Origin of the sequence: Emticicia sp. 21SJ11W-3 (genome assembly GCF_024138715.1) — a bacterium.
Classification (GTDB): domain Bacteria; phylum Bacteroidota; class Bacteroidia; order Cytophagales; family Spirosomataceae; genus Emticicia; species Emticicia fluvialis.
Genome location: NZ_CP092074.1, coordinates 1,699,720 through 1,711,463 on the forward strand (window position 1 = coordinate 1,699,720; position 11,744 = coordinate 1,711,463).

10 protein-coding genes and 1 tRNA gene are annotated in these 11,744 nt (G+C 42.3%); 3 read left to right on the top strand and 8 right to left on the bottom strand.

Features of this window, described 5'->3' with window-relative positions:
• Nucleotides 1–9 precede the first annotated feature (9 nt).
• Nucleotides 10–999: a YhdH/YhfP family quinone oxidoreductase gene (locus tag MB380_RS07180; RefSeq protein WP_253534133.1), complete on the bottom strand. Its 990-nt coding sequence runs from the start codon at nucleotides 997–999 to the stop codon at nucleotides 10–12.
• 136 nt (nucleotides 1,000–1,135) lie between these two features.
• Between MB380_RS07180 and MB380_RS07185 the strand changes: the two genes are divergently transcribed.
• Nucleotides 1,136–2,128, top strand: a complete 993-nt coding sequence (locus MB380_RS07185; protein ID WP_253534134.1) for an MBL fold metallo-hydrolase — start codon at nucleotides 1,136–1,138, stop codon at nucleotides 2,126–2,128.
• 84 nt (nucleotides 2,129–2,212) lie between these two features.
• Here MB380_RS07185 and groL read toward each other — a convergent pair whose 3' ends face one another.
• The 7 genes from groL to MB380_RS07220 form a co-directional block, all read right to left on the bottom strand.
• Entirely contained in the window at nucleotides 2,213–3,844 is a 1,632-nt protein-coding gene (groL, locus tag MB380_RS07190) for a chaperonin GroEL (RefSeq protein ID WP_253534135.1), read from the bottom strand.
• Between the two features lie 112 nt (nucleotides 3,845–3,956).
• The gene (gene groES / locus MB380_RS07195) at nucleotides 3,957–4,232 is read right to left on the bottom strand and encodes a co-chaperone GroES (RefSeq protein ID WP_101725194.1); all 276 of its coding nucleotides are present in this window, start codon (nucleotides 4,230–4,232) and stop codon (nucleotides 3,957–3,959) included.
• A gap of 211 nt (nucleotides 4,233–4,443) precedes the next feature.
• Entirely contained in the window at nucleotides 4,444–4,986 is a 543-nt protein-coding gene (locus MB380_RS07200) for a hypothetical protein (protein ID WP_253534136.1), read from the bottom strand.
• 59 nt (nucleotides 4,987–5,045) lie between these two features.
• Entirely contained in the window at nucleotides 5,046–6,326 is a 1,281-nt protein-coding gene (locus tag MB380_RS07205) for an adenylosuccinate synthase (protein ID WP_253534137.1), read from the bottom strand.
• 41 nt (nucleotides 6,327–6,367) lie between these two features.
• Entirely contained in the window at nucleotides 6,368–6,829 is a 462-nt protein-coding gene (locus MB380_RS07210; RefSeq protein WP_101725191.1) for a Fur family transcriptional regulator, read from the bottom strand.
• A 294-nt stretch (nucleotides 6,830–7,123) separates the two neighbouring features.
• Entirely contained in the window at nucleotides 7,124–7,642 is a 519-nt protein-coding gene (locus tag MB380_RS07215; RefSeq protein WP_253534138.1) for a hypothetical protein, read from the bottom strand.
• Nucleotides 7,643–7,688: 46 nt separating this feature from the next.
• Complete coding sequence (locus tag MB380_RS07220) at nucleotides 7,689–9,959, bottom strand: bifunctional (p)ppGpp synthetase/guanosine-3',5'-bis(diphosphate) 3'-pyrophosphohydrolase (protein ID WP_253534139.1); 2,271 nt, start codon at nucleotides 9,957–9,959, stop codon at nucleotides 7,689–7,691.
• Nucleotides 9,960–10,173: 214 nt separating this feature from the next.
• Between MB380_RS07220 and MB380_RS07225 the strand changes: the two genes are divergently transcribed.
• Together MB380_RS07225 and MB380_RS07230 are read left to right on the top strand one after the other, a co-directional pair.
• Nucleotides 10,174–10,255: transfer RNA gene (locus tag MB380_RS07225), tRNA-Leu, on the top strand.
• Nucleotides 10,256–10,389: 134 nt separating this feature from the next.
• Nucleotides 10,390–11,733 carry a trigger factor gene (locus tag MB380_RS07230; RefSeq protein ID WP_253534140.1) on the top strand — a complete coding sequence of 448 codons (1,344 nt, stop codon included), beginning with the start codon at nucleotides 10,390–10,392 and terminating at the stop codon, nucleotides 11,731–11,733.
• Nucleotides 11,734–11,744 lie beyond the last annotated feature (11 nt).

The window sequence follows — 11,744 nt, forward strand, 5'->3', positions numbered from 1 at the left end:
CAGTTACTTTTATAACCTTACTATTACTCTTCCCATTTGCCCGCCTTTCAGAATCTTCTTTATTTCTTTGCTTAGGCCTTTTAGTGTTACGGTTCTGGCAATCTGCTCAATTCCAGTTGGCTTCCATTTGCCGGCCAGGTTCTTCCACATCTTTTTTCGCCATTCAATATCACATTCTGACGAGTCAATACCAAACATAGAAATACCCCGCAGAATAAATGGATAAACCGTTGTGGGTAGCTCAGCCGATTGTACCAGCCCGCAAATACTAACAACACCGTTATATTGCATGGTTTTCAGGATAGTGGCCAGAATTGCCCCACCTACCGTATCTACACAGCCGGCATAGAGGCCTTTCAACAGTGGCCTGCCCGAATGGTCGTTTACCGCATCCCGATTTAGTACCTCTGTTGCTCCAAGATTTTTCAGGTAAGCAGCGCCTTCTGGTTTACCTGTAACAGCTACGGTTTCAAAGCCCAACCTGGCCAGTATCATTACGGCAAAAGTGCCTACACCTCCGGTTGCGCCGGTAACAATTACTTTGCCTTTATCTGGCGTAAGGCCGTTTTGTAATAATTTATCTATGCACAATGCGGCAGTCAGGCCCGCTGTGCCAAAAATCATGCTTTCTTTCAGGCGCAGTCCACGTGGCAGCTTTACTACCCATCTGGCTGGTATCCGAATATATTGGCCGAAACCTCCTGCGGTATTCATTCCTAAATCAAAGCCGGTTACCAAAACTTTTTCGCCCTTGCTGAACTGGTCAGTGGCCGACTCCTCCACTATGCCTGCTGCGTCAATACCGGGTGTATGCGGATAATTGCGCGTAACACCTTTATTACCTGATGCCGACAACGCATCTTTATAGTTAAGTGATGAATACTTAACGCGTATTAATACTTCGCCTGGCGGCAGGTCATTAGTAGAACGCTCAATAATCTGATTAGAATAGCTTTTGTCGGCGTTTTCGCTGACATAAAATGCTTTAAATGTAGGCATACCAGGCTTGGTTGTTTAAGCAAATATCAGTAAAAGTTTCAATACACCCGCAAAATTTTTGCTTCAAATTACAGGCCTTAGGCAATGGAACTTTTATAAGGCACTTTGGTTTCTATGTAAAAACCTTGCAATTAAAATGCCTTATACTTCTAATCCTGATTTAGTAAATCTGACACTACCGTTTGCGTGGAGTGGTACGCCTGTTGACAGCAAAGGGAGATTCATTAACCATGAGTTTCCGTTTGTTGATTCATTCAAAGACCTGATAAAATGGCAAACCACGGTTAATCCGCAAAAGCAGGAAAAGAAAAATGATACCTGGCGTGCAGAGGTTATGTTTAACCAGGGGTTTATGATGTCAAAGGATGATTGCATCGTGTGGCTGGGGCATGCCTCATATTTTATACGGCTGGCAGGTTTTACCTTTTTGATTGACCCCGTGTTATTTAATGTTTCTCTGTTAAAGCGTCAATCAGCCTTACCCATAGAGGCTGGCGATTTAAGGGGTATTGATTACATTCTGATTTCGCACGACCACCGCGACCATTGTGATGAGAACAGCCTGAAACTACTTGCAGCCAATAACCCCGATGCCATGTATCTGACAGGCTTGCAGCTGGATGCATTGTTACCGGTTTTTACAAAAAGTAACCAGGTACAGGCAGCAGGTTGGTATCAACAATACAAGACAGATCCGGCCGTTAAGGTTTCTTATGTGCCATCAAGGCACTGGGGCAGGCGATTCCTGACAGATACAAACAAACGCTTGTGGGGTGGTTTTGTTATGGAGGGAGCCGGTAAAACCATTTATTTTGGCGGTGACTCCGGATACGGTGGCCATTTTAAAGACATCGGCGGGGTATTTCCGGATATTGATTATTGTATGTTAGGTATTGGAGCCTATAAACCTGAATTTTTTATGGCGCAAAGCCATACATCACCCGCTGATGCAGTAAGAGCTTTTCATGATACCAGGGCAAAGGTAATGATACCCATGCATTATGGCACTTTTGATTTGGCCGACGAACCACTGGGAGACCCACTGAGGGTCTTAAAAAGACTGGAGTATGATGGTGAAATTAATGGACAACTGGAGGCCTTAAAAGTAGGAGAGGTGCTGAAAATTTAGTTTGAAAACGGTATAACCGGCTACAAAAGCAAAGCCCCCGGATTGCTCCGAGGGCTTTTGAATATATTGTCAGGAGACAGATGATTACATCATGCCACCCATACCACCGCCATGAGCATGGCCCATGTCAGGAGCTTTTTCTTCTGCAATATCAGAAACTACAGCTTCAGTAGTTAACAACAGACCTGCAATAGAAGCGGCGTTTTCAAGTGCCAGACGGGTCACTTTAGTTGGGTCAATAATACCTGCTGCCAACATATCTTCATATTTGTCTTCGCGGGCATTGTAACCGAACGAACCTTCACCGGCTTTTACAGCTTGTACAATTACTGAACCTTCGCCACCTGCGTTGGCAACGATAGTACGTAATGGTGATTCGATAGCTGATCTGATGATGGCAATACCGGTGGTTTCGTCACCGTTAAGGCCTTCAAGACCTGCAAGAGCTGATTGCGCACGGATTAACGCCACACCACCACCTGCTACGATACCTTCTTCAACCGCAGCGCGTGTGGCATGAAGGGCGTCATCAACACGGTCTTTTTTCTCTTTCATTTCTACCTCTGTAGCAGCGCCGATGTAAATGATAGCTACACCACCTGACAATTTAGCCAGACGTTCCTGTAGTTTCTCACGGTCGTAATCAGAAGTAGTTGATTCGATTTGTGCTTTGATCTGGTTGATACGGCCTGCAATTTGCTCTTGGTCGCCAGAACCATTTACGATAGTTGTATTATCTTTATCAACGATGATTTTATCGCAATGTCCTAAATAAGACAAGTCAGCATTTTCAAGTTTGAATCCGCGCTCTTCAGCAATTACAGTACCACCTGTAAGGATTGCGATGTCTTCCAACATAGCTTTACGACGGTCGCCGAAACCAGGGGCTTTTACTGCACATATTTTCAATGCACCACGGATTTTGTTAACTACAAGTGTAGCAAGGGCTTCGCCATCTACATCTTCAGCAATAATTAACAACGGACGACCAGTTTGTGCAACGCCTTCCAACACAGGAAGTAACTCTTTCATTGAAGAGATTTTTTTCTCAGAGATTAGGATGAACGGTTTCTCCAGTTCAACTTCCATTTTCTCAGCGTTGGTTACAAAGTAAGCCGAAAGGTAACCGCGGTCAAACTGCATACCTTCTACAGTTTTTACTTCGGTTTCAGTACCACGTGCTTCTTCAACAGTGATAACACCTTCTTTACCAACTTTATCCATTGCATGAGCAATCATCTGACCGATTTCGTGGTCGTTATTGGCAGAGATAGTTGCTACCTGCTCAATTTCTTTTGAAGTTGAGATGGCTTTTGACTGGCCTTTCAATGCCTCAACTACTGCAGTAACGGCTTTGTCGATACCGCGTTTCAAATCCATTGGGTTTGCACCGGCAGCTACGTTTTTAGCACCGATGGTGTAGATTGATTGCGCCAAAACTGTAGCAGTTGTAGTACCGTCACCAGCCTGGTCAGCAGTTTTAGAAGCCACTTCTTTTACCAGTTGTGCTCCCATGTTTTCAATCGAATCTTTCAATTCGATTTCTTTTGCTACAGTTACACCGTCTTTAGTGATTGCAGGTGAACCGAATTTTTTATCAATAATAACGTTACGGCCTTTTGGTCCAAGCGTTACTTTTACAGCGTTTGCAAGTGTGTCAACACCACGCTTCAATTTTTCTCTTGCTTCTGTATCAAAAATGATTTGCTTTGCCATGTTGTTTTTACTAATTATTAATTAGTGAATGAAAATGATTGAATAGGAATGGTTTTTATGGCAGAAGGGATAAACCCGCACTACCTATAATGGCGAACCCGGGGTCCGGTTTTTAAACAATTGCGTAGATGTCTGATTCACGCATGATAAGGTATTCTTTGCCTTCAACGGTAATTTCAGTTCCGGCATATTTTCCGTATAGAACGCTGTCGCCAACTTTTACTAGAAGAGGCTCATCTTTTTTGCCAGGACCTACTGCTACTACAATACCTTTTTGTGGTTTTTCTTTAGCAGTGTCGGGAATGATAATACCGAATGCCGTTTTTTCCTCCGCCGGAGCAGCTTCAATTAATACTCTGTCTGCTAATGGCTTTACGTTTACTGACATAGTTATTTTTGATTTTTATGGTTTTAATAATTGTACTTGTGAAAACCAGACAGTAATGTCTGATATTGAGACTGTTCTGTTATGAACAAGATTTTTGCCAAGGAGCCGCAAAGGTAAGGTTTTCTGACAAATTTTCAGTATTACCTGACAAAATTGTTAAAAGTATGACAGAAGCCGGAGTAAAGCAGGTAAAAGAAATCTGGAAGCTGATTTATTTATTGAACATAACCTGTAAGGCAGCCCACAGGTTTTTCTTGTGTGTGGTATCAGTTGAAATGGTTTGCAGGTTGTTGGCAAGCAAAAAGGAAATACCCGACAGGCTTTTTAGCTGATAAGGCGTCAGTACCACATCCCAGTTCAGCCTGCTAAGCCCTACGCCGAAGCTTATTAATTTACTGGTTGTTTTCTGAGCCAGAAAAGAGGGGTAATCAATAGTGGGCATTACCTGAACATCAATCAGGTCAACCTGTGCCAGAGATAAACCTACTGCCGAAAGGATTTTACCAAGAAACGCTTTTTCATCTTCCGAAATCCGTTCGGCTAATATCAGCACCTCTTGTGTCAGATGCAAAGCAGCAGGTTTTGAAACCATCGTTTGCGGATTCTCTTTCACTGCCAGTGCGCGGGCATCAGCAATGGCTTTAGTACTTTCTTTGGTCATTACGGTTTCTATCGATACAGGAGCTTCCTGAACCGATGGATTTTTGTAAATGATTTCTTTGTTGAAAAGATACTGTGCCAGAATGCTGTTCATTGATAAAAAAATGAAGTCTCACAGTTTTGAAGGCCGTGAGACTTATGAACTATGTTTGATTAAGATGCAATGGCTTCTCTCAGGATAATGGCCTCACGGTCCGGGCCTGTTGAGATGAAGCTGATTGGAATCTCTAATTCTGCTTCTAAGTAATTAATGTATGCCGATAACTCAGCCGGAAGCTCATCATAAGTATGGTAGTCGGCCAATGAGCATTTCCATCCTTTAAATGATTTATAAACCGGCTCAACTGCAATATCAGTTAAGTCAAAAGGCATTTGCTCTGTTAAAGTGCCATCTGGCAGGCGGTAATGCGTGCATACCTGAATTTCGTCAAGGAAATTCAGTACGTCTACCTTCATCATAATTAACTGGGTAACGCCATTCAACATGATGCTATATTTAAGCGCTGGTAAATCTAACCAACCAGTACGGCGTGGACGCCCCGTTGTAGCGCCAAATTCTCTGCCTTCCTGGCGTATGGCTTCGCCCAGGTCATCGTGCAATTCAGTAGGGAACGGCCCGCTGCCTACTCTGGTGCAATAGGCTTTAAAAATACCGTACACTTCTCCAATCTGCCTTGGTGCAACACCCAGGCCAGAGCAAACACCTGCTGCTGTGGTATTAGAGCTGGTTACAAACGGATAAGAACCGAAATCAATATCAAGTAAAGAACCCTGTGCACCCTCTGCCAGAATTTTCTGTCCTTTTTTCAGAGAATCGTTTACTATATATTCAGTATCAAGAATGTTAAATCCTTTCAGGAATTCTATAGATGCAAAAAATTCTTTCTCAGACTCTGAAAGGTCATAAGCAAATTCATGGAAGTCTAATACCTGTTTGTGTTTATCAACCAATGATTGGTATTTCTCTTCAAAATTCGGCGACAGGATGTCTCCCAGTCTAAGCCCCTGACGTGATACCTTGTCTGAATACGCCGGGCCGATACCGCGTAAAGTAGAGCCGATTTTTGAATCACCTTTTGATTTTTCAAGAGCGGCATCCAGCAAGCGGTGCGATGGAATAATAATGGCAGTCTTTTTTGAAATAATCAGGTTTTTTTTCAGCTCAAGGTTGTATTTGGCCAAGCCTTCTATTTCTCTACGGAAAACGATAGGGTCAAGCACCACACCATTGCCAATGATATTGAGGCAGTCGCTACGGAAAACACCCGAGGGAATCTGGTGAAGAACGTGTTTAATACCGTCGAATTCAAGTGTATGGCCGGCATTAGGGCCACCCTGAAAACGTGCAACAACCTGATATTCAGGGGCAAGTACGTCAACAATCTTTCCTTTGCCTTCATCGCCCCATTGTAAACCTAAAAGTATGTCAATCATTATTTGTAAAAAGAATATGTCTTGTATTGTAACTGATAAAATTAATTTCTGTTTTCGCAATTTTCACGCTGGCAGTTGCCATAAAATATAAGCGAATGGTGCATTACTCTGAACTGCAGCATTTCGCCAACCATGCTCTGGATGTTCTGCACCCGGGGGTCGCAAAACTCCATAACCTTATGGCAGTCAACACAAATCAGGTGGTCGTGTTGGCGGTAACCGTAGGCTTTTTCGTATTGAGCCATGTTTTTACCAAACTGATGCTTGGTTACCAGGTCACACTCAACCAGTAAATCAAGGGTATTGTAAACGGTTGCCCTGCTTACCTGATATTTTTTGTTTTTCATTGAAATATACAAATCTTCCACCTCAAAGTGGTCGTCACGAGAGTATATTTCTTCCAGTATAGCATACCTTTCCGGCGTTTTTCTAAGTTGTTTAGATTCCAGATAGGCGGTAAATATGCGCTTGGCTGAGTCAAAATTTGATGGATTAGGAACCATAATATCCGCTGTGTTTGACTATTGTTTAGCAATCAAGTTACAAAGAAAATAGATAAAACCCGAAAATGAACACATCATTGATTAATTTTCTAAAATTGGGATTGTAAAACAACCCAGGCCCCGGCATCAGGCCTTCGGTGTTGCAGGTAGTAAAACTGATTATTAAGCATTTTCAGAAGCCGGAAATGATAATGGCAATGGGCGCAGGTATTGAAATCTTAAGAGATACACAACAACCAGAATACATAGCTTGCATTAAACAGCAGGTTTGGCCAGGTAAGCAGGTGTTTTACCCTAAAACCTCATGCTTAACCCCAGGCCATTACTATCTGTAAAACCCAGATTTATTTTTTGTATAACCGAGGTTCTGGCTCGGAGGTTGTTCTGGCGCGCATTGTATATATTTACTGAGCTTTGTACCCACTCATTAGAGGCTTCAATCAGGCAGACACCTACCGTCACAATTCCGATACCCATCAATACTTTCGGCAGGCTCCGCACTGTATAATTTACATCCCGGCCTTCGGCAAAAGTAGTAGCAGGGGTGCCTTTCAGGGCAATCACTGTCAGGCCTAATCCGGCGGCGGTTATGGCAGTACCAACCGGAGCCACCAAGGTGCCCCAGTTATACTTTACCCTGGGTTGCCAGGTATCTTTAAATAAACTTTTTACTCTTTTATGGGGTAGTTTAAAGCCGTTTCGGTAAATAACAGTAGTAACAAATACTCTTTTGGTAACAAGGGTATCGGTTGTCTGTGCAAAGCAATGAAAACCTGTAAAAAATAAGATTATTATAACAGCAATGGGTTTCATTAAGTTTTAGGTTTGATAGGGTGATACTTTTGGGTAATTTCAGATTTTATTCAACATCCACACGGGTAACCTGATGAACGCCCTCTATTTCGCCCAATTGTTTCATGAGGGTTTCAAGGTGTCTGGTATCCTGAACGTACAGTTTGATAACGCCCGTAAAGATACCATCATTTGTATCAACTGCCAAAGAGCGCATATTAATATGGAGTTCGCTTGAAATAACCTTAGAAATATCCTGTATCATACCCATGCGGTCAATGCCATCCAGATGAATGGTAGCAACAAATGCCTTAGCTACCTGTGACGACCACCTGGCTTTAATAACCCGGTTGCCGTATTGAGACAACAACTGTTGTGCATTAGGGCAGGAGTTCCGGTGTATTTTTATGCCCTCATTAACGGTCAGGAAACCAAAAACGTCGTCGCCCGGTATAGGGTTGCAACATCTGGCCAGTGTGAAATCAATTTCCTGCAGGTCGTCTCCAATAAAGAGGGTATCATCACCTTTAACTTTTTTAAATTCTTTCTCAAAGCTTTTGGCATCAATAAAAGCCTTGTTGTCAATCTCAATTTTTGCTGTTTTATTAAGCCTTACGTCTCTTTCATGCTTAAACTTCTTAATCTCATCGGGCATTATATATGCCTTTCCAAAAGCGTAGTAGAGGTCGTTATAATCTTTTTTGTTGAAATAAGCCCTCAGCTGGTTCAGGGTTTCCAGGTTGTTATCAAGCCCCAGGGTTTTCAGCTTTTTAGTTATAATTTCTTTGCCGTCGCTGTAATAAACTCTGTTTTCTTCCTTGAGCAGGTCTTTAATACGTGCTTTGGCTTTGGTTGTGGTTACAAACCTGAGCCAGTCTTCTGACGGCTTCTGGCTCTTGGTGGTAAGAATTTCAAGCTGGTCCCCGTTCTGAAGTACATAACTGATGGGTACCAGCTGGTTATTTACCTTACCGGCTGTGCATTTTCTGCCAATTTCGGTATGTATTTCAAAAGCAAAATCAAGCACAGTGGCGCCTTTTCTGAGCACCTTGAGGTCGCCTTTGGGGGTAAAAACAAAAACTTCTTCGTTATAGAAATTGCCTCTGAAGTCTTCAAGAAATTCAATTGCCGATTTATCGCCTGAGGTAAGCGTTTCACGCACCTGGTTAATCCAGCGGTCGAGCGGGGCATTCATAGACGTATCGTTGCCTTTGTATTTAAAGTGCGCCGCATAACCTCTTTCTGAGATTTCGTCCATGCGTTCGGTACGAATCTGCACCTCCACCCATTGCCCCGTATGGCTCATAACAGTAGTATGTAAAGATTCATACCCATTGGCCTTTGGAATAGATATCCAGTCTTTGAGCCTGTCCGGATTAGGCTTGTACTGGTCTGTAACAATAGAATAAACCTGCCAGCAGGCCGACTTCTCCTTTTCGGTAGGTACGTGCGTCAGAATAATTCTGATGGCAAAGAGGTCATAAATTTCTTCAAACGGCGTATTCTGTTTTTTTATCTTGTTCCAGATTGAATAAATATGTTTCGGCCGGCCTTTAATAACAAACTCAAGACCTGCCTCCAGCAGTTTTCTCTTAAGGGGTTTAATAAAATTATCAATGAACCGGTCGCGGGTAGATTTCGTACTTTTAAGTTTCTGCGCTATCTCTTTAAACATCTCCGGTTCGGTGTATTTCAGATATAAATCTTCCAGTTCAGATTTTATCTTGTATAAACCAAGGCGGTGTGCCAGAGGTGCATATATAAAAATAGTTTCATGCGCAATTTTAAGCTGAGAGTTACGCGCCATGCTGCCCAGTGTGCGCATGTTATGCAGCCTGTCGGCAAGTTTGATCAGAATCACCCTTACATCTTCTGAAAGCGTTATCAGCATTTTTCTGAAATTCTCTGCCTGGGCAGAGGTACCCTGTTCAAAATTGCCTGATATTTTGGTAAGGCCGTCAATAATGCGTGCTACTTTGTTACCAAACTCTTTTTCAATTTCTTTCAGCGTCATATCGGTGTCTTCAACCACGTCGTGCAGCAAAGCGCAGATAATAGAAGTAGCCCCCAGGCCAATTTCTTCCACGCATATTTGAGCCACTTCAAGCGGATGATAGATGTAGGGTTCTCCGGATTTCCGCCGCATATCTTTATGGGCTTCCATCGAAATAGTAAACGCCTTTTTTATTTGCTTTGCATCGTCGCCTTTCAGAGTAGGTTTGGCAGCCCTGAGTAATCTGCGATACTTGGTTAATATCTCGGCTCTTTCTTTTTCAAGGTCTATCATTGGTTCAGACTGACTTCTGGTTTCCGGTTTTTCTGCAACGTCTGCTGTCATTCTTATGGTTTATTGTATTCCTAAAGACTAATATAATTAATTGCCGACTGACCAGCAAATTATTTTTAAGGCGGGGCGTAAATTTCTGTTTTTTTAGAGCCAGAAAAAAAAGTTTTAAAAATTTTAATTTTTTTTGAGAAAACTCTTGACAAGAGTTAAAATCGTTACTACCTTTGCAGCCCGTTCAATGATAAACGGACGTAAAAATTGAGATGCGGGCGTGGCGAAATTGGTAGACGTGCCAGACTTAGGATCTGGTGTCGCAAGGCATGGGGGTTCGAGTCCCTCCGCCCGTACAGACAACCCTCTGAACCTCACCCGGTCAGGGGGTTTTTTAATAATAGCAGTTTTCAGACTTTATTTCTTCGCTTCATTCCGGCTTTGCCCTGAATGCGGCGATTTTAATTCTTAAACCTCATATTCCGACATAATGGAAACAATATTTGAAAAAACTTCTGCAACCACCGGCAGACTTACAGTTAATGTTACAGAAGCAGACTACAAGCCGGAAGTTGATAAAAAAATCAAGCAATACACAAAAACAGCTCAGGTGAAAGGTTTCCGCCCGGGTATGGTTCCTAAAGAATATATTCAGAAATTATACGGTAAAAGTATTCTGGTTGACGAGGTAATCAATCTGGTTTCAAAATCAACTAACGATTACATTACTGACAATAATTTGCGCGTAGTAGGCGACCCTAAGCCTGATAACGAGCTCTCTTCTAAAGTAGACTGGGATAACAGCAAAGAGTTTACTTTTGCGTATGACCTGGGTCTTGCATCTGATTTTACAGTTGATTTGAGCGCGATTCCGGCTGTTACCAATTATGACATTGAGCCAACTGAAGATAAAGTAAACGAAGCCATTGAAGACATCCGTCGTCGTTTCGGAAAAGATGAAGAAGCTGAAGAAGTAGAAAAAGAAGACCTTGTTTTTGGTACTTTGAAGCAAGAGGCTTCTGAAATTGAAATCAAGGATGCTACCATTTCTACCGGCCGTGTAAACGAAGATGCATTCCATATTTTTAAAGGACTTGAAAAAGGCAGCAGTGTGAAATTTGATATTCAGTCAATTTTTGCCAATGTAAAAGACCTTGGTTATGCTACCGGTAAAAGTGAGGAAGAAGCAGCTGCTATGGCTGGTGAGTTTGAATTTACTGTTGAGAAAATAACCAGAGTAGCTGCCGCTGATATTGACCAGGAGTTTTTTGATAAAGCGCTGGGCGAAGGTAAAGTGTCTAACGAAGAAGAGTTCAGAGCTGAAATCAGGAATATAGTGAAAGAAAACTATGACCGTGAAAGTAGTTATCTGCTTGATTTTGAAGTGGAGAAAACGCTTCTGAACAATATTCATATCGAATTACCTGATGCATTCCTGAAAGACTGGTTGTTGATTATCAACGAAGGTAAATTTACTGCAGAAGATATTGATAAAGATTATGATGCGTTTGCTCGTGGTTTACGTATGGATTTAATCCGTAACGAGGTGGCTGCTAACAATGAAATCAAACTGGAGTACAACGATATAGTGGATGAAGTAAAAGCAGAAATGCGTAATTATTTCGGAGCTTATTCGTACGAAGGCCTGGAAGATATCATTGACAACATGGCTCGTAAAACCCTTAAGGAGAACAAAGACAACGCTGTTCGTAAATATACCGACCGTGCCTTTGGTAAAAAAGTTCGCGAGTTCCTGAAAGCAAATCTGACAGTTGAAAAGAAAACCGTACAGGTTGACGAATTTAACAAAATTGCAGAAGAGGTTTATGCCTAAGCTTTTGCAAA